The sequence below is a fragment of the Desulfovibrio desulfopostgatei genome (genome assembly GCF_053570645.1).
In genome coordinates this window covers 1,842,123-1,860,183 of sequence record NZ_JBRBQS010000002.1, presented here as the reverse complement: position 1 = coordinate 1,860,183, position 18,061 = coordinate 1,842,123, and the positions used below count along the sequence as shown (strand labels likewise).

Sequence of the window (18,061 nt, the reverse complement as noted above, 5' to 3'; positions counted from 1 at the left end):
GAGCTACTTCCAGTAAATTTTGACAAGGTTTGTGCCACGGGGCGTGGCGGAAGACCCCTTGACCTGACCGGCAGTAATAACCGCGCAGTCGTCAGGTTCAAAATCCGGGCTGTTATGGATAAAGCTCTCGGCCCGGATAAGGTGACTTGGTTCTTCCTGCGGATTTTCCACAAAAACCGGCCTCACGCCCCAGACGAAGTTGAGCGCCTTGATGGAAACCGGGTCAGGAGTAAGCGCATAGATGCTTTGCGGGGGGCGGCGGGCAGAGACCTGCCGGGCCGAACTGCCCGAAAGACTGTGCGACACTATGGCCTTGGCCGAAGCCTTGTCTGCCAGCAGACAGGCGGAGTAGGCCAGAAATTCAGGTATGCCCTTGTCGCTGTCCGGCTCTTCAAGCTTGCGGTTGATCAGCAGCAGGCGTTCGGCTTCGTCCGTGATGCGGCGCATGTAGCGCACTGTTTCAACGGGGAAGTTGCCCATGGCGGTTTCTTCCGAAAGCATCACGCAGTCCGCGCCGTCAAGCACGGCATTGGCAACGTCTGTGGTTTCCGCGCGGGTAGGGGCGGGGCTGTTGACCATGGAGAGCAGCATCTGCGTGGCAACAATAACCGGCTTGGAGGCCTTGTTGCAGGCGCTGATGATGCGCTTTTGCAGGGCGGGCAGAAGGGGCAGGGGGCATTCCACGCCAAGGTCGCCGCGCGCCACCATGACCACATCTGTCTCGTGCAGAATCTCGGCAAGGTTGTCCACGGCGCTCTGCCGTTCGAGCTTGACGACCACGGGCAGGCTTTTGCCGGCAGCGGCGATAAGCTCCTTGGCTTCGCGCACGTCGTCCGCAGTCTGCACATAGGAGATTGCCACTGCGTCCACGCCAAGTTTGAGGCCGTCCGCAAGGTCTTTTTTGTCCTTTTCCGTCAGGGCGCGCACCTTGGTGGCTTTGCCGGGCAGGGCCAGACCCTTGCGCGAGGTGACGATGCCCGAGTTGTCCGCCTTGAGCAGCACAAGGCCGTCCGCGCGGCACTCCGTAACCACGAACTGAAGCCCGCCGTCAGCCAGCACCATGCGGTCGCCGGGTTCGAGGCTTTCGAGGATCACATCGTGGTCAAAGGGCAGGTAGGGGAAATCGTCCACATGGCGGTCACTGGGGCCGAGCAGCAGCTCCATGCCCTTGGTGACGGTTATGCTGGTTTCGGGCAGCACGCCAAGGCGGATTTTGGGGCCGGAAAGATCCTGCATGATGGTGATGGGTCGCCCGATGGCGGCTTCCACCTCACGGATGCTCTGGATAATGGCAACAAAGTCCGCCGCGCCGCCATGCGAGAAATTGAGTCGAAATACACTGACTCCGGCCTCGGCCAGTTCGTGCAGTTTTTCTTTGCTGTTGGAAGCGGGACCGATAGTAGCGACAATTTTCGTTCTCATATCTGTTCCTTATGGCTGAAACCGGTGGCGCAAGGGCGCAAAAGTACAAAATTTACAGTTCCGGCTTGATCTAAATAGTCTTGGTTTTCCCGCATATTGTCAAGGCATTCAGCGCAAAAGCGTTGAAACAGCGCCCATGCTGTCCGCCGGGTGTTTTTTTGTCTCCGGCGGCAATGGTGGGCGGTATTTTTTTGCCGTGCATCCCCTGAGGAGGGGCGTGGTAAATCGCCACTTTTTACCACCGCAATAAATGGGCGGAAGCTGGAGGGCTTATCGCTAGATAATTCGCAGATAAAGCCAATTTTGCGACATTGCTTGACACGGGGTAGGGCTTGGGGCATAAGTGGGAAAAAGTGGTAACAAGTAGTAAGAAGTGGGAAAAAGTGAAAAAACTGTTCACAAAAAGCCTTTCCCGCAGCCTAGACCCCAAGGGGCGACTCATGCTGCCGCCGGAATACCGCGAAGGACTCTGCGCGGACGGCGGCTCTGGGACGTTTTGGCTTACTGCTTTTTACGGACGCCTGGTGGCCTATCTGCCCGCCGACTGGGACATGGTTACAGAGCAACTTGGCAGTATCCCCATGCCCTCACCCAGGCTTTCGCACTTCAAAACCAAGGTTATGGGCCTTGCCCAGGAACTCGAGCCTGATGCCCAGGGCCGGGTGCGCATTCCGCAGGTGCTGATGCGCGAGGCTGGTTTGCACAAGGATGCAATGCTCGTGGGCATGCTGAACAAATTTGAAATCTGGGATCAGGAACGCTTCAATGCCCTCCAGCTTGAGGATGTGTCCGACGAGCTTTCCGGGCTTGGCATAACTCTCAGTCTATAGGCCGCACCATGACGGAAATTTTGGATAACATCGCAGAACCCGTGCGGCACGTGCCGGTGCTTCCGGCAGAAACGCTGGAGGCTCTTTCGCCCCGCGCCGGGGGCCGCTATCTGGATGGCACCCTTGGCATGGGCGGCCATGCCTCGGCAGTGCTCGGCACCGCCAGCGACATAGAACTGTGCGGCCTCGACCGGGACGAAGACGCCATGGCTCTTGCGCGTCAGCGGTTGGCCCCCTTTGGCGACCGCGCTCACATTTTTCATTGCAATTACAGCAATTTTCCCGATGCGCTGGCAGAACTGGGCTGGGACAAGGTGGACGGCGCGCTGCTGGATATCGGCGTTTCCTCGCTCCAGCTTGATGAAGCCGAACGCGGCTTCAGCTTTCACGGCGATGGCCCGCTCGATATGCGCATGGATCAGAATTCCGGTCAGCCATCGGCCTGGCACTGGGTCAACCGCGAAAGTTTTGCAAGGCTCAAGGAATGCATCGCCATGCTGGGCGAAGAACCCCAGGCAGGGCGCATTGCCCGCGTGATTGTGGAATCGCGCCAGAAGGCAAGCATAGACACTACGGCAGAACTGGCGGCCCTGGTGGAAAAGGCCTATCCCGCAGCATGGCGGGCCAAGGCCCGGCGGCATCCGGCCACGCGCACCTTTCAGGCCTTGCGCATGGCCGTCAACGACGAGCTGGGCGAATTGCGGCGTTTTCTTGATAACATACTGGCTTATCTGCCCATCGGCGGCAGGCTCGCCATCATAACGTTTCACTCGCTTGAAGACCGCATGGTCAAGCAGGCCATGCGTCACTGGGCAGAAGGCTGCCGCTGCCCGCGCCATGTGCCGGTATGCGTGTGCCATCATCAGCCCGAAGTGCGCATTCTGTTCAAAAAACCCGTGACCGCCACGCCCGAAGAGCTGGCCGTCAACCCTCGCTCCAGCAGCGCCAAGCTGCGCGCTGTGGAGAAAATAGCCGAGGCGACGGAATCATGAAGCGCAATACAACCATGAACCAGCAACATGGGGGCAGGGGATGGCTTCTGGCGTTGGTTCTGGGGCTTCTGAGCTGCATGGTCATGGGCCTTGTGCTGGTGTGGAGCAACATTGAGCGCATGGACACAACCTATTTCATCAATATTCAGCAAAATACTGTTCGCGAACGGCGCGCCCTGAGGGCCAAGCTTGAGGTTGAGCGCGAACGGCTGCTTTCTCCCTATGAACTGCGGCGCAAGGCAGATGAGTTCGGTATGCGCGAACCCAAGCCCGGTCAGATTCGACGTATGGAACTACAGTAAAAACTCCGGAACGCTCCAATGCCTGACCAGTTAATGCTCAGGCCCGGAAAAAGCCCGGCGTCATCACGGCGACGCCCAGTTTGGAAACGCCATGTTCAAACTCAGTTCTCGCAAACGCAATGTGTCCAGCGCTGGCCCTGTCCGTGCCACCAAGCCGCAGACCACCCGCAACCTTGTCTCTTCGGGCAAGGGTACGAGCTCTCCGGCCTGGATGGGCAATGTGGACTGGGGCCGCGCCCGCATCAAGATCGTTGTATGCATCTTCTGCTTGCTGTGGGTCGGGCTGTGGGGGCGCGCATGGTATCTCCAGATGATGGAGGGGCCGCGTCTTGCAGAACGCGCGCGTCGGCAGCATACGGCTACGGAGCTGGTCACCGGGCGTCGCGGCATGATCTTTGACCGCAACGGTCAGGTGCTGGCCCGCAGTGTAGAAGCCAAATCCATTTACGCCCGCCCGCAGGATATCACCGATTTTCAGGCCATGGCCAACACCCTTGGCCCCATTCTGGGCATGGAGCCGCAGAAGCTTTATGACGACCTGGCGCAGACCAAGCGCCGTTTTGTCTGGCTGAAACGCAAGGTGGACGACTATACCGCCGAGGCCGTGCGCAAGGCCAACATTACCGGCATAGGCCTGAGCAAGGAATATGACCGCGTTTATCCCTTCAAGCACATGGCCGGGCAGCTTCTGGGCTTTGTGGGCCTTGACGACAAGGGGCTTGAGGGTATCGAGCGCTCGCTTGATTCGCGCCTTGGCTGCATTCCCACGCGCCAGATTGTGCAGCGCGACGCCATGGGCCGCCGCTTTTATCTGCACGAAGAAGGGCAAAGCGAGCCGGTGGGGCAGGATCTGACCCTCACCATCGACATGCAGATCCAGTTTTTTGTTGAAGAAGCCGTGGCGCGTACCGTGCGGGAATATGATGCCCGCTGGGGCGGGGCGCTGGTGGTGGATGTGGCCTCTGGCGAAATTATGGCCTGGGCGCAGTATCCTTTCTTCAATCCCAACAACTACAAGGATTTTTCGCCGCTCGTTTATCGCAACAGGCTGGCTGCCGATGCCCTGGAACCGGGTTCCACATTCAAGCCTTTTGTGATGGCTGCCGCCATTCAGGAGCGCAAGGTCACGCCCAATACCCTTATCGACTGCGAAGGCGGCAAGTGGGTGACCAAGAATTTCACCATTCGCGACACCTCGCGGCAGGGAATATTGCCCGCTGCCAAGGTGCTGCGCTATTCGTCCAACATCGGCATGGCCAAGATCGGCCTGTCCATGGGCGCTCCCACCTTCTATAAATATATGCACGCGCTGGGCTTTGGACAGCGCACCGGCGTACCTGTGTCTGAAAGCCGTGGCATCCTGCGCGCCCCGCGTGACTGGAGCGAAGTGGACATCATGTCCACCTCGTTTGGACAGAGTATCTCGGTGACGGGCCTCCAGATGGCGCAGGGCTATCTGACCCTGCTCAACAATGGCGTGTACAAGCCTCTGCGCCTCACGCGCGAAGACGGCGTTGTGGATGAGGTGCGCCCCCGCATTTATTCTGAAACCGCCGTGCGCGAAGTCATGCACATGATGCGCGATGTTGTTGAAGAACATGACGGTACAGGCAAGCGCGCCCGCGTGGACGGCATTGACGTGGGCGGCAAGACCGGTACGGCCCAGAAGGCCGACCACAGGTCGGGCACCTACGGCAGCAAGCGTCTTGCTTCGTTCGTGGGCTTTTTCCCTGCAGACAAGCCCAAGTATTTTGTAATGGTCATGGTCGATGAACCTTCGCGCAACCAGTACGGCGGTGTCGTTGCCGCGCCCGTGTTCAAGGAAGTTGCCTCCCGCATGGTGACGTATACGGGCATGTTTAACGAAACCAAGGTGGCAGAAGCGGATACAAAGGCAGCAACTGGCGAAGGCCCGGCCACCAAAACGCGTCAGCGCGGTCTCAAGCTTGCCTCGCTGGAAGTTCCCTATGCAACCGACACCAGAAAGCTGGCCCCGCCGCAGCAGGCCGAAGGCATGCGCTTGCCGGGGCATCTGGCAAAGGCCAGCAGCAAGGTGCCGGACGTGATGGGCAAATCTGTGCGCAATGCGGTTGAACTGTTTGCCCGCGCGGGCGTTGTGCCTGAACTCAAAGGATCCGGCAGCAGGGTGGTCAAGCAGACCCCTGCCCCCGGTGTGGCCTGGCCTGAAGAAGGCAAGGACATCGAATATATTCTCTGGCTTTCCGAACGGTAAGAACGGCAGGTTGCTTCCGGCTGGCGCACGCATCGCGCGCGGGGTTGCGGGTTGAATTGCGCGCGCCGCCGGGACTAAATTGGGGCATTTGCCCCGGTTATGCAGTGAGGTTGATATGGAACGGGAATTTGCAGCCCTTCTTGAACAGTGCAGACGCGGCGGTATTGAAGTGCGCGTCGATTCTCGTCAGGTCAATTCCGGCGATATCTTTGTTGCCGTGCCTGGCGTTAACGAAGACGGGGCGCGCTTTATTCCCGCCGCAGTGGCCGCAGGGGCCTCCATTGTCGTTTGCCGTCCCGGCGGAGCGGAGGAAGCCGCAGCGCTTGCTGGCGGCTGCCGCGTCGTGCATCATTCCGACCCGCGCGAGGCGCTCTGGCGTCTGGCGGAGGCCCGCTGGCGCACCAGCGAACTGCCGCTCAAGATCGTGGGCGTCACAGGCACCAACGGCAAGACCACATGCTCCTATCTGCTCGAACAGCTCTTTGCGCAGGCCGGGCACAAGCTTGGCGTCATGGGCACGGTCAGCTACCGCTGGCCCGGCCATGCGGAAGCTGCGCCCCTCACCACTCCCGATGCCCTGAGCGTGCACGCCATGCTGGCCGCCATGGCCAAGGCGGGCGTGGATGTGGCGGTGATGGAAGTGTCGTCCCACGCCATCGACCAGCAGCGCGTCTGCGGTGTGCCGTTTTCCGGCGCAGCCTTTACCAATCTGACGCAGGATCATCTGGATTATCACAAGAACATGGAGAGCTACTTCCAGGTCAAGGCCCGCCTGTTCCTGGAGCTGCCCCGGCCCGACAAGGCCATGGCTGTCAACGCCGACGACCCCTGGGGCCGCCGCCTGCTGGAATTGTGCCCCACGGCACTTTCCTTTGGTTTGCAGAAAGGCGCGCTGAACAAGCGCCACCTCTGGGGTGAACTGCTTTCTGCCGGAACGGACGGCTGCCACATGCGTATGCATCTTGAGGGCAGCAAGTGGGAACTTCGCTCGCCCCTGGTGGGCGCGTTCAACGCCTCCAACCTGCTGGCCGTGCAGGCCGTTGCCCTTGAAATGGGCATTGAGCCTGAGGCCTTCAAATCTCTTGAAAGTTTTACGGGCGTGAGCGGGCGGCTGGAGCGTGTAGAAAATCCCCAAGGATTAAATGTATTTGTAGACTACGCCCACACGCCAGACGCGCTGGAAAACGTTTTGCAGGCCCTGCGGGGGGCTGGATTCAAACGCGTTGTTACTGTATTTGGCTGCGGCGGCAATCGAGATCGCACCAAGCGCCCACTCATGGGCGAGGCCGTGGCCCGCTGGTCCGATGTGGCAGTGCTGACCTCCGACAACCCGCGTTTTGAAGAGCCGGAAGCCATTTTGCAGGATGTTCTGCCCGGTTTGAAATCCGCCCGCGAAGTTGTGGTTGAGGTTGACCGCCGCGCGGCTACCATCAAGGCGCTGAAAATGCTCGGCAAGGACGATGCATTGCTTATTGCAGGCAAGGGCCATGAGGATTATCAGATCATCCAGGGTGTCAAACACCACTATAGCGACCAGGAAGTAGTTAGGGAGTTTCTTCATTGCGCCTGACTTACAATGAAATAGCGGCCCGTCTGGGCCTGAGCGCCCTTGAGAGCGACATTGCGCTGACCGCCACAGTGACGGACAGCCGCGAGGCCGCGCCCGGGGCTCTCTTTGTCTGCATCCCCGGCAGCAGGGTGGATGGGCACGATTTTGTGCCTGCCGCCGTGGAGCTTGGGGCTTCTGCCGTGTTGGCCTCACGGGCGCTGCCCGGTGCAGGCGTGCCTGTGCTGGTTGTGGAAGATACGATCAAGGCCCTTGGCAGCATAGCCGCCATGTGGCGCGATAAAACAACCGCCAGAGTTGTGGGCGTTACGGGCACTGCAGGCAAGACAACACTCAAGGAAGTGCTGGCTCAGGTGCTTTCCGTACGCGGCAAAACCGCAAAAAACGCCCTGAACAACAACAATCAGATCGGCATGCCCCGCGCCATGCTCGCCACTGACGGCGATGAAGATTTCTGGGTCATGGAGGCTGGCATCAGCCACGAGGGCGACATGGAAGAACTGTCGTCCGTCATGCGCCCTGACATTGGCCTTATACTTAACGTCGGCGCCGGTCATACCGAGGGGCTTGGCAGCAAGGGCGTGGCCTGGCACAAATCGCGCCTGCTCACCAATCTTGCCCCCAAGGGCATAGGCCTTGTATGCGCCGATTATCCCGAACTTGTGCGCGAGGCCAGAGCCACCGGCGCGGAGTTGCATTTTTTTAGCGCCACAGGCAGAGCCGTGGATTACCGCGCTTCTTACGCAGGGCCAGCGCCCGCCCAGGCCGACGGCCGGGATGATGCCGCAACGGGCATTGACGCGCCGGACGACAGGCGCGGTCTGTACCACCTCTGGCTTGACGGCTCGCGTTGTGATGTAACCGCCCCCTTCAGGGGAGAGTACGGCGCGGAGAATGTTATAGCCGTTGCCGCCGCAGCCCATCTGTTGGGCCTGAGCAATGCGGAAATTGCGCAGGGTCTGGCCCAGAGCGAACTGCCCGTGCAGCGGTTCAATCAGACGCGCGTAGGCAAGTGGCTGCTTATTGACGATACCTATAATGCCAATCCGCTTTCCATGCGCCGCATGCTTGATGCCGCGGCAGAGCGCGCCGCTGGCAGGCTTTTTGTGCCTGTGCTCGGCGAAATGCTCGAGCTTGGGCCGCAGGCAGCGGCAGAGCATGAGGCCCTTGGCAAACACCTGGCTGAACTTAAACCCTCGGCAGTATTCTGGAAAGGCGGCCACGGTGAAAATATCCGCGCCGGGCTGACCTGTGGGGGCTATACAGGGCCGTGGTTCGAGGTGTATGACGCTGCGGCCTTTGCTGCTGCATGGGCCGAATTGACGCACACTGCGTTTGCCGAAAACAAAACTGGCGGCGTGGCCCTGTTCAAGGGATCACGCGGCAACAGGCTGGAATGCCTGCTCCAGACTCTCACAGAGCCGGAGGCCGTGCGGGGCTGAGGGCCAAGATTAAAAACGCCGCCTGCTGGAGCGTTGCATACTTGAAACGGGCGTTGGCGGATTATTCCGCTCAAGTCCCGGTTTCAGGGTTTAACTGCTTTAAAGAACGGGCATAACGGTCTGCACACGACCAAAAGAACGGATTACGCTGCATGTTCTATAATCTCTTTGTCCCCCTTGCGTCCGAATGGACGGTATTCAACGTTTTTCGGTACATCAGCTTCCGCTCGTTGGCCGCGCTCATCACTGCTCTTGTGCTTTCTATTCTCATTGGTCCCCGCTTTATCGGCTGGCTCCGCAGCCTCAAATGCGGCCAGTATATTCACGAAGACGTTGCCGCCCACGCCTGCAAGGCCGGCACCCCCACCATGGGCGGTCTGCTCATGCTGTTTGCGCTCAGCATCAGCCTGCTTTTGTGGTCTGACCTGACCAATCCCTACATCTGGCAGGCTTTTCTTGTTTTTGCGGGCTTCGGGGCCGTTGGCTTCTGGGACGACATAACCAAGTTGCGTCACCACAAAAACAAGGGGATTTCCGGCAGGTCCAAGATGGCGGGGCAACTGGCTGTTGCCTGCGCGGCAATGGTGCTGCTCTATATCAATCCCGATTACAGCAGCAAGCTGACCATTCCTTTTCTGAAAGAAGTTACCTTTGATCTGGGCTGGTTTTATCTGCCCTTTGGCGTGGTTGTCATGGTGGCCTCTTCCAACGCCGTCAACCTGACGGACGGCCTGGACGGTCTTGCCATCGGGCCTTCCATTGTGGCTTGCCTCGTTTTTTCCATCTTCATCTATATCACGGGCAACGCCCGTTTTGCCGGATACCTGCTGCTGCCCTACATGCCCGGCGTGGGCGAGGTCACAGTGTTCTGCGCGGCGCTTGTGGGCGCTGGCCTTGGCTTTTTGTGGTTCAACGCCTATCCGGCCCAGGTATTCATGGGCGATGTGGGTTCGCTTTCGCTCGGCGGCGTGCTGGGCTATCTGGCCCTGCTGTGCAAGCAGGAACTTGTGCTTTCCGTAGTGGGCGGCCTTTTTGTGGCCGAAACACTTTCGGTCATTCTACAGGTCGGCTACTTCCGCTGGACTGGCGGCAAACGTATTTTCCGCATGGCACCCTTGCACCATCATTTTGAGCTCAAGGGCGTGCCTGAATCCAAGATCATCATCCGGTTCTGGATAACTTCCATCCTGTTGGGCCTTGTGGCGCTTTCTGTTCTGAAGCTGCGCTGAGGAGAGGGGATATGGCACTGGAGAAAAATCGCGGCAGACGTATCGAACCCGGCGAACTGGCAGTTGTTGTGGGCGCGGGCCGTTCAGGCCTTGCCGCCGCCAGACTGCTGCGGCGCGCCGGGGCGAGGGTTCGGCTACTGGACAGCAACCTCAAGGCGCTGGCCGGAAGGGAAGTGCTTGCCGCCGAGCTTGCAGCCCTTGGCATTGACGTGCAGCTTGGCGAGCATTCCGCCGCGCAGTTTGCAGGCGCGGCCTTTGTGGTGCCCAGCCCCGGCATGCCTGTAGCCAGGCTTGAGGGGCTGGTGGACACGCAGGTTTCTGAAATTCTGGCCGAAATGGAACTGGCATGGCGCTACCTTGATGACGAGCCGGTGCTGGCCATAACCGGCACCAGCGGCAAAACCACCACGGCCTCCCTGGCTGCCGCCATGCTGCACGAGCAGGGCTATGCCGTGTTTTTGGGCGGCAACATCGGAACGCCGCTTTCGGAATACGTTCTCGGCGGCAAAAAGGCCGATGTGCTTGTGCTCGAGATTTCCAGCTTCCAGTTGCAGGCCTGCACCACATTTTGTCCGCGCGCGGGTATTCTGCTCAACATCACGCCCAACCATCTTGATTACCACAAGGACATGGCGGAATACACCGAGGCCAAGTTCCGGTTGTTCCGCTGTCAGGACGAAGGCGATCTGGCCGTGCTGGGCGAAGATCTGCAAGCGCTGGCTGACGCCCACCGCCTCAAGGCCCGCAAGGTTTTTGTAAAGGCCACTGACCGCTTTCCTGCAAGCTGCCTCATGGGCGCGCATAACCGCATTAATGAGGAAGCCGCATGGCAGGCCTGCCGCCTTTTTGGCGTGACGGAAGCAAGCGCCACCAGAGCTGTTGAACGCTTTCAGCCCTTGCCGCACCGTCTTGAGCGTGTGCGCGAACTTGGTGGCGTGCTGTACGTCAATGATTCCAAATGCACCACGGTTTCCGCCCTTCAGGTGGCGCTGGAGGCCTTTGACCGCCCAGTGCGGCTGCTCTGCGGCGGCAAGTTCAAGGGCGGCGATCTGGCCGGGCTTGCCGATCTGCTGCGTGCCAAAGTGCAGGAAGTTGTGCTTTTTGGGGCCAGCCGCGAGCATTTTGAAAAGGCCTGGCAGGGCATTGTGCCCATAAGCTGGCACGAAACAATGGAACCAGCAGTGCGTTTTGCCTCGGCAAATGCCAGGAGCGGCGATGTGGTGCTGCTTGCGCCCGCCACCTCCAGCTATGACCTGTACAAAAATTATGAACAGCGCGGTGAAGACTTCAAACAGATTGTGGGTAAGCTGTCATGAAGAACATCTTCAGCGGTAAGGAAAAAGCGCCCAAGGTAAACAGCGCCATGGCGAGGGCCACGGAAGAAGGGCCGTTCGCGCCCTTTGACTGGTGGCTTTTCACCATCATGCTGATTATCCTTTCCATTGGTCTTGTGATGGTGCTTTCGGCCAGCGGCATTGTGGCGGAGCAGGTCAACGGCGACAAATACTTTTTCTTCAAGCGTCAGGTCATCTTTGCCCTTTGCGGCGGCGTTGCCCTGTGGAGCGCAGCCCTCCTGCCAAGGCACTGGCTGTACCGCATGCAGTATCCTGCGCTGTTTCTTGCGCTGCTCCTGCTGCTGGTGACACTCTCGCCCCTTACCCCTGCCATCAACGGCGCAAAGCGCTGGATTCCGCTGGGTTTTATCTCCATTCAGCCCATGGAATTCGTCAAAATTGCGCTGGCGCTGTATCTGGCGTACTTCATGAGTTCCAAGCAGGAACTTATCAAGACGTTCAGCCGGGGCGTCATACCTCCCTTTGCCGTAACGGGGCTGTTCTGCTTTTTGCTGCTCTTGCAGCCTGACTTCGGCAGCGCCGTTGTTCTTGCAAGTATCCTGTTTTTCATGTGCGTGGCGGGCGGCACCCGCTTTGTCTATCTGTTCTTTTCAGTTGCGCTCGCCTGCGGCGGCGCTATGGCGCTGGCCATTTCTTCGCCCTATCGTCTGCGCCGTCTGCTGGCCTTTCTTGATCCTTTTCAGGATGCGCACAATACGGGCTACCAGCTTGTGCAGTCGCTGCTTGCCATTGGTTCGGGCAGCTTCTTTGGCGTAGGCGTTGGCGCAAGCAAGCAGAAGATGTTTTATCTGCCTGAAGCACACAACGACTTTATCATGGCCGTGCTTGCCGAAGAAATGGGTTTTGTGGGCGTAAGCGTTGTGATGATTCTGTTTGCCCTGCTTTTCTGGCGCTGCTACAAAATCATCATGGGCCAGCGCAATCTGCGCGACCGTTTTACCGCATTCGGCATTACCACCATTCTTGCAATGGGCTCGGTCATGAATCTGGCCGTGGTCATGGGGGTTGCGCCGCCCAAGGGCGTGCCCATGCCCCTCATGAGTTACGGCGGCAGTAACCTTTTGGCCACCATGCTGTGCGTGGGCCTGCTTATGAATTTTTCAAGGACGGCGGACACATGGACAACATCATCCTGACGACCGGCGGCACTGGCGGGCATATCTTTCCGGCATTGGCTGTGGCAGAGGAATTGCGGCGTCGCAATCCCAATGCCAACTTGCTGTTTGTGGGTTCGCTCTACGGGCCGGAAGAACGGCTGATGCGTCAGGCGGGCATTCCCTTTGAGGGGCTGCCTGTGCGCGGCCTTTTGGGGCGCGGCTTCAAGGCTGTGGGTGCAGGCGCGCAGATGGCTCTTGCCGTGGTCAAGGCTGTGGGGATTTTGCGCCGTTTCAAGCCCGATGTTGTAGCTGGATTCGGCGGGTATGCCGCATTTGCGCCCATGCTGGCCGCACGTATTCTTGGCGTGCCCGGCGTGCTGCACGAGCAGAACGCCATAGCCGGTGCCAGCAACCGTTTTCTGGCGCGGCTTGCGCGGCGCGTGTGCATTTCACTGCCCAACACCAGCGGCTTTGATATGAAAAAATGCGTATTTACGGGCAACCCTGTGCGGGCGGCCGTAAGCGCGGTGGGGCAGGTGGATCGCCACCGGCAGACGCGCCGTCTGCTGGTCATGGGCGGTTCGCAGGGCGCGCATGCGCTCAATGCCTTTATGCTTGAAAATCTGGCGGAATTTCGCGGCGCCGGGGTGGAAATTCGCCACCAGACCGGCCTAACGGATGAGGGCAGTGTGCGCGCGGCCTATATGGCGGCAGGTTATGCCCCCGAATGTGTTTCCGCCTTTATTGACGACATGGCCGGGGCCTACGCCTGGGCCGACGTGGCCCTGTGCCGCGCCGGGGCCAGCACTGTGGCGGAGCTTTGCGCCGCAGGCCTGCCCTCGGTTCTTGTGCCTTTTCCCTATGCCATTCACGATCACCAGACCCGCAACGCCGAGGTGCTGACCCGCAGCGGCGCTGCCGTACTGGTGCCTGAAGGGCGCATGGCCGTGCAGCGTATGTCAGACATTCTGCTGCGGCTCTTGACCATGCCCGGCGAACGCGAACCCATGGCCGCAGCCGCCCTTGCCGCGGCCCGGCCTGACGCGGCAGCGCGCGTGGTCGCCGTTCTGGAACAAACAGCGTAAACAGGGCTTCAGCATCCGATATCCAAGGGCGAATTCAACCCTTCAAATTATCTAGACTTTCTTTAAAGGTAGAGCATGAACAGCAAGATTCGGCGTATTCATATGGTGGGCATTGGCGGCGCGGGTATGAGCGGCATTGCCGAGGTTCTTCTCAATCAGGGCTACGAAGTTTCCGGCTCTGACATGAGTGATTCTGCCGTTGTGCGTCATCTGCGCGACCTTGGCGCACACGTTGCCGTGGGCCATGCAGCGGAAAACGTGGGGGATGTTCAGGTCCTAGTGAAGTCCACCGCCATCAACGATGAAAATCCAGAGCTTATTGAAGCCCGCCGCCGTAATATTGCCATAATCCCCCGTGCCGAAATGCTGGCCGAGCTGATGCGTTTGCGGCAGGGCATCGCCATTGCCGGTACGCATGGCAAGACCACTACAACATCACTTACTGCATCTATTTTTGATACTGCGGAGCTTGATCCTACAGTTATTATTGGCGGCAGGCTCAACGCGTATGGCACCAACGCGCATCTTGGGCACGGCGAATATCTGATAGCCGAAGCTGACGAGTCTGACGGCTCATTTTTGTGCCTTCTGCCCATCATCAATGTTGTGACCAACGTGGATGAAGACCATCTCGATCACTACAAAACCCGACAGGGCATTGATGACGCCTTTGTGCAGTTCATGAACAACGTGCCTTTTTATGGCCTGAACATTGTCTGCGGCGACGACCCCGGCGTGCGCGCCCTGCTTGCCCGTGTGAAGCGCCCTGTGCTCACCTACGGCTTTGCGGAAGACAACGTGTTGCGCGCCGTGCCGCTTGAATGCGGCGTGCGCAACAACTTTGAGGTGTGGCGCAATGGCGTCAAGCTTGGTCAGGTCAGCCTGCCGCAGCCGGGCCGCCACAATATGCTCAACGCTCTGGCCGCCATTGGCGCGGCTATGGAAGTGGACATCAGCTTTGAAAAATGCGCCGAGGGCCTGAACAGTTTTGGTGGCGTGGGGCGGCGTTTTGAATTCAAAGGCGAGAAGGGCGGTGTGACCGTGGTTGACGACTACGGTCATCACCCGGCGGAAATTGCGGCTACTCTTGCCACGGCGCGTCAGGTCTTTCCCGGTCGGCGCATTGTGGCGGCTTTTCAGCCGCACCGGTTCAGCCGCACGCAGGCCCATTTTGGCGAGTTCTGCAAGGTGTTTGACAATGTGGATCAGCTGCTGCTCACCGAAATTTATGCCGCTTCTGAAAAGCCCATCCCCGGTGTTTCGGGCCAGAGTCTCGCTCAGGGCATCCGTCAGGTCTCCATCACTCCGGTGGAATACTACCAGACCCTCAATGACCTTGCCGCAGCCCTGCCCAATGTGCTGCGCGAGGGCGATGTGCTGTTGACCCTTGGCGCTGGCAGCATCACCCGCCTCGGTCCCGCCTGGCTGGAGGGACAAGACCATGCGTGAGATGCCCGCTCCTTTTCTTGCCCCCCGCACCACGCTGAGGGTGGGGGGAACCGCCATTGCGGAAATAATACTCGAGCGGAGCGAAGACCTTTATCTATTGCCCGATAGGCTCAAGGCTCTTGGCGGCACACCATTGGTTCTGGGCGCGGGCAGCAATATTCTTGCACAGGACGGCGAATTGCCGCTGGTTCTGATCCGCCCGTTTTTTAGTGACGGCCCGGTCATTGTGGGCGAGCACGAGGGCAAGGTTCTGGTGCGTGCGGGAGCGGGCGTTCCTATGGCGCGGCTGCTGCGTTTTTGCGCTGTAAACGGGCTTTCCGGCCTTGAAGGGCTGGTGGGCATACCCGGCAGCGTGGGCGGGGCTGTTGCCATGAATGCTGGCTCGCATGGTACGGAAACATGTAAAAATATTTATAATATTCAGGTGTTTATTGATAACACCATTCAGCGTATCAACGAAGATGCACTGCAATACGGCTATCGTACTCTCAGCATTAACGGGAAAAAGAATGATTTTATCGTCTTGGAAGCCACATTTGGCTTGACCGTTGCTGAAAGGGATGGCATCTGTAATTGCATGCGTCACAACTTTTTTAAGAAAAAGTCTAAACAACCTGTGACGGCTTGGAGCGCGGGGTGCGTATTCAAAAATCCCACGCCGGAAATGTCTGCCGGGAGGCTTCTTGACGAGGCCGGTTTCAAGGGCAGGCAGCTTGGGGGAATGGCCTTTTCAACCCTGCATGCAAATTTTTTGATAAATGAAGGCAAGGGCAGCGCCACAGCGGCCTTGGCCTTGTTGCAAGAGGCCCGGCAAGCTGTGCGGCAACGGTTTGGCATTGAGCTTGAGCCGGAGGTCAGGATAGTGCCATGCCCCTTGCCCTGAAAAAAAGCGGACGTAAAGCCCGTAACTCCTACACACGAGCATCTGCCCCGGTCAAAAAAAGCAGCGGCGGATCAAAAGTACGTGCGGGCGGGGTTATCGCGGGGATTTTCAGGAGGCTCAAGGGCTTCAGCGGGCTGAAAAGCCTTGCCGCGTTGGCTGTGCTGCTGACCTGCCTGGGGCTGATTCTTGCTGGTGTGTGTTATTCATCGCTCTGGCTCTACAACAAGGCCATAACCAGCGATTTTTTCACCACCCGCCATGTTGACGTGACCGGCAATGTGCGCCTCTCGCACGACATGGTGCTGCAATACGGCGGCATACGCGAGGGCGACAACAGTCTTGCAGTCAGCATTGCCAAGGTTGAAAGAAACCTGCGCAAGACGCCCTGGGTTGAAGAAGTTTCTGTTAAGCGCCTTCTGCCGGACAGGTTTGTGATACGGCTGAAAGAACGGTTGCCTTCTTTCTGGGTGCATAAGGATGGGGTGCTGTATTACGCCAACGAGCTTGGCGAAATTATAGCGCCGGTTGAGAGCAAAAATTTTCTCTCGCTGCCCACCTTGCGTGTTGACCCGGGGGCAGAAGACGCCCTGCCGTACCTGACGCGCCTGATGAAGGGCATGCAAAGCGGTTTGCTGCCCATAGAGGCGGGGGCGGTTTCGTCCGTCAGCGTGAGTCCCGGCAAGGGCATTGAAATTTATCTTGAAGACAGGGAAATGCGGCTTTCCATCGCTACTGACGATTGGGAGGGCAATCTTTCCCGGTTAAGTCTGACCCTGGGCGATCTGGCCCGCAGACACGAACTGCGCAATGTTCGCGAGATTCGATCTGTTAACGGCAATGTTTGGGTTTTACTTAACCAGCCAGCGTAAGAAACTTGCGGCATGCGCCATAGTGGCATGCCGTTGCGACCCGGAGACAGGAGTTTTGAGGAGAATGGCATGAATAAGTCCGAGCTCATCGTTGGCCTCGACATCGGCACCACAAAGATATGCGCTGTGGTGGGCGAGCTGTCGGAGTCGGGTCTTGTAGATGTGGTGGGCATCGGCACCAGTGTTTCCACTGGTTTGCGCAAGGGCGTGGTGGTCAACATTGAACAGACCGTCCAGTCCATCCGCAAGGCCGTGGAAGATGCGGAACTTATGGCGGGCTGCGAGATCCACTCGGTATACGTGGGGATTGCGGGCAGCCACATCATGGGCATCAACAGCCACGGCGTGATTGCCGTCAAGGGCGGCGAGGTCGCGCAGCGCGATATTGAACGTGCTCTTGATGCCGCCAGGGCTGTGGCCATTCCTGCCGACCGCGAGGTCATCCATATCCTGCCTCAGGAATACATTGTTGATAACCAGCGCGGCATTGCCGACCCGCTCGGCATGGCTGGCGTACGCCTTGAAGTGAAGGTGCACATTGTTACCGGCGCAGTTTCTTCAGCCCAGAACATTGTGCGCTCGTGCCACCGCAGCCAGCTTGAAGTTGCCGATATTGCCCTTGAATCGCTGGCATCAGCCAAGGCCGTGCTGACCGAAGAAGAACGCGAAATCGGCGTTGCTCTGGTTGATCTGGGCGGCGGCACCACCGATATCGCCGTTTTTGCCAACGATGCCATCAAGCATACGGCTGTTCTTGCGCTCGGCGGGCAGAACCTTTCCAACGACATTGCCTTTGGTCTGCGTACTCCCATAGCCTCTGCCGAAAAAATCAAGCTCAAGTATGGTTGCGCCCTTGCCGACCTTGTGCGCAACGATGAATTTATCGAAGTTCCCAGTGTGGGTGGGCGCGAGCCGCGCCGGCTTTCGCGTCAGGTGCTGGCCGAAATATGCGAACCCCGCATGGAAGAAATTCTTTACCTTGTGGATCAGACCCTCGTGCGCTCCGGCTACAAGGACATGATCGGCGCAGGTGTGGTGCTCACGGGCGGCACGGCGCTGATTGAAGGCTGCCAGGAACTGGGCGAACAGATTTTCAATCTGCCCACGCGCATTGGCTACCCGCGCAACATCGGGGGCCTGAAAGACGTGGTCAACAGCCCCAAATTTTCCACGGCGGTCGGGCTGTTGCGTTACGGCGCGGAAAAGGAACTTTCCGGCCAGAAAAAATTTACCACACGTAGTGAAAGCGGCGTTTTTGACGGTGTGCTTTCGCGAATGAAAAAGTGGTTTGCGGACATTTCATAAC

Annotated in this window: 15 protein-coding genes; 14 read left to right on the top strand and 1 reads right to left on the bottom strand. The window is 58.8% G+C overall.

Annotation, left to right across the window (positions count from 1 at the left end; genetic code table 11):
- Window positions 1–3 precede the first annotated feature (3 nt).
- A complete protein-coding gene (gene pyk, locus ACUZ9Q_RS08210) occupies window positions 4–1,422 on the bottom strand; it encodes a pyruvate kinase (protein ID WP_192111943.1) in 1,419 nt (472 codons plus the stop codon).
- 383 nt (window positions 1,423–1,805) lie between these two features.
- On the opposite strand from pyk, the gene ACUZ9Q_RS08205 reads away from it, so the two are divergent.
- From ACUZ9Q_RS08205 to ftsA, 14 genes are all read left to right on the top strand, one after another.
- Window positions 1,806–2,252 (top strand): division/cell wall cluster transcriptional repressor MraZ, encoded by a 447-nt coding sequence (locus ACUZ9Q_RS08205; RefSeq protein ID WP_027180920.1) that lies wholly within the window; start codon window positions 1,806–1,808, stop codon window positions 2,250–2,252.
- An 8-nt stretch (window positions 2,253–2,260) separates the two neighbouring features.
- On the top strand, window positions 2,261–3,244 hold the full coding sequence (gene rsmH, locus ACUZ9Q_RS08200) for a 16S rRNA (cytosine(1402)-N(4))-methyltransferase RsmH (RefSeq protein WP_308584091.1): 984 nt from the start codon (window positions 2,261–2,263) through the stop codon (window positions 3,242–3,244).
- Window positions 3,241–3,546, top strand: a complete 306-nt coding sequence (locus ACUZ9Q_RS08195; RefSeq protein ID WP_022659322.1) for a hypothetical protein — start codon at window positions 3,241–3,243, stop codon at window positions 3,544–3,546. The genes rsmH and ACUZ9Q_RS08195 overlap by 4 nt, the downstream gene beginning before the upstream one ends.
- 91 nt (window positions 3,547–3,637) lie before the next feature.
- Window positions 3,638–5,779, top strand: coding sequence for a penicillin-binding transpeptidase domain-containing protein (locus tag ACUZ9Q_RS08190; RefSeq protein ID WP_192111941.1), 2,142 nt, complete (start codon window positions 3,638–3,640; stop codon window positions 5,777–5,779).
- A 115-nt stretch (window positions 5,780–5,894) separates the two neighbouring features.
- A complete protein-coding gene (locus tag ACUZ9Q_RS08185) occupies window positions 5,895–7,349 on the top strand; it encodes a UDP-N-acetylmuramoyl-L-alanyl-D-glutamate--2,6-diaminopimelate ligase (RefSeq protein WP_227117922.1) in 1,455 nt (484 codons plus the stop codon).
- Window positions 7,340–8,788: a UDP-N-acetylmuramoyl-tripeptide--D-alanyl-D-alanine ligase gene (locus ACUZ9Q_RS08180; protein WP_215647872.1), complete on the top strand. Its 1,449-nt coding sequence runs from the start codon at window positions 7,340–7,342 to the stop codon at window positions 8,786–8,788. The genes ACUZ9Q_RS08185 and ACUZ9Q_RS08180 overlap by 10 nt, the downstream gene beginning before the upstream one ends.
- Window positions 8,789–8,940: 152 nt before the next feature.
- Window positions 8,941–10,017, top strand: coding sequence for a phospho-N-acetylmuramoyl-pentapeptide-transferase (gene mraY / locus ACUZ9Q_RS08175; RefSeq protein WP_449247672.1), 1,077 nt, complete (start codon window positions 8,941–8,943; stop codon window positions 10,015–10,017).
- 11 nt (window positions 10,018–10,028) lie between these two features.
- Window positions 10,029–11,333: a UDP-N-acetylmuramoyl-L-alanine--D-glutamate ligase gene (murD, locus tag ACUZ9Q_RS08170; protein WP_192111937.1), complete on the top strand. Its 1,305-nt coding sequence runs from the start codon at window positions 10,029–10,031 to the stop codon at window positions 11,331–11,333.
- Window positions 11,330–12,508: a putative lipid II flippase FtsW gene (gene ftsW / locus ACUZ9Q_RS08165; RefSeq protein ID WP_192111936.1), complete on the top strand. Its 1,179-nt coding sequence runs from the start codon at window positions 11,330–11,332 to the stop codon at window positions 12,506–12,508. The genes murD and ftsW overlap by 4 nt, the downstream gene beginning before the upstream one ends.
- Window positions 12,490–13,554: an undecaprenyldiphospho-muramoylpentapeptide beta-N-acetylglucosaminyltransferase gene (gene murG / locus ACUZ9Q_RS08160; RefSeq protein ID WP_215647875.1), complete on the top strand. Its 1,065-nt coding sequence runs from the start codon at window positions 12,490–12,492 to the stop codon at window positions 13,552–13,554. The genes ftsW and murG overlap by 19 nt, the downstream gene beginning before the upstream one ends.
- Window positions 13,555–13,629: 75 nt before the next feature.
- Window positions 13,630–15,003: a UDP-N-acetylmuramate--L-alanine ligase gene (murC, locus tag ACUZ9Q_RS08155; RefSeq protein WP_449247671.1), complete on the top strand. Its 1,374-nt coding sequence runs from the start codon at window positions 13,630–13,632 to the stop codon at window positions 15,001–15,003.
- Entirely contained in the window at window positions 14,996–15,886 is an 891-nt protein-coding gene (gene murB, locus ACUZ9Q_RS08150; RefSeq protein ID WP_192111933.1) for a UDP-N-acetylmuramate dehydrogenase, read from the top strand. The genes murC and murB overlap by 8 nt, the downstream gene beginning before the upstream one ends.
- Entirely contained in the window at window positions 15,871–16,755 is an 885-nt protein-coding gene (locus tag ACUZ9Q_RS08145; protein WP_449247670.1) for a cell division protein FtsQ/DivIB, read from the top strand. The genes murB and ACUZ9Q_RS08145 overlap by 16 nt, the downstream gene beginning before the upstream one ends.
- A gap of 69 nt (window positions 16,756–16,824) precedes the next feature.
- Complete coding sequence (gene ftsA, locus ACUZ9Q_RS08140) at window positions 16,825–18,060, top strand: cell division protein FtsA (RefSeq protein WP_022659333.1); 1,236 nt, start codon at window positions 16,825–16,827, stop codon at window positions 18,058–18,060.
- The last annotated feature ends 1 nt before the right edge of the window (window position 18,061 follow it).

Coding starts and splice junctions, on each gene's coding strand:
- pyk (WP_192111943.1), bottom strand. CDS start 1,422: ATGAGAACGAAAATTGTCGCTACTATCGGTCCCGCTTCCAACAGCAAA.
- rsmH (WP_308584091.1), top strand. CDS start 2,261: ATGACGGAAATTTTGGATAACATCGCAGAACCCGTGCGGCACGTGCCG.
- ACUZ9Q_RS08195 (WP_022659322.1), top strand. CDS start 3,241: ATGAAGCGCAATACAACCATGAACCAGCAACATGGGGGCAGGGGATGG.
- ACUZ9Q_RS08190 (WP_192111941.1), top strand. CDS start 3,638: ATGTTCAAACTCAGTTCTCGCAAACGCAATGTGTCCAGCGCTGGCCCT.
- ACUZ9Q_RS08185 (WP_227117922.1), top strand. CDS start 5,895: ATGGAACGGGAATTTGCAGCCCTTCTTGAACAGTGCAGACGCGGCGGT.
- mraY (WP_449247672.1), top strand. CDS start 8,941: ATGTTCTATAATCTCTTTGTCCCCCTTGCGTCCGAATGGACGGTATTC.
- murD (WP_192111937.1), top strand. CDS start 10,029: ATGGCACTGGAGAAAAATCGCGGCAGACGTATCGAACCCGGCGAACTG.
- ftsW (WP_192111936.1), top strand. CDS start 11,330: ATGAAGAACATCTTCAGCGGTAAGGAAAAAGCGCCCAAGGTAAACAGC.
- murG (WP_215647875.1), top strand. CDS start 12,490: ATGGACAACATCATCCTGACGACCGGCGGCACTGGCGGGCATATCTTT.
- murC (WP_449247671.1), top strand. CDS start 13,630: ATGAACAGCAAGATTCGGCGTATTCATATGGTGGGCATTGGCGGCGCG.
- murB (WP_192111933.1), top strand. CDS start 14,996: ATGCGTGAGATGCCCGCTCCTTTTCTTGCCCCCCGCACCACGCTGAGG.
- ACUZ9Q_RS08145 (WP_449247670.1), top strand. CDS start 15,871: ATGCCCCTTGCCCTGAAAAAAAGCGGACGTAAAGCCCGTAACTCCTAC.
- ftsA (WP_022659333.1), top strand. CDS start 16,825: ATGAATAAGTCCGAGCTCATCGTTGGCCTCGACATCGGCACCACAAAG.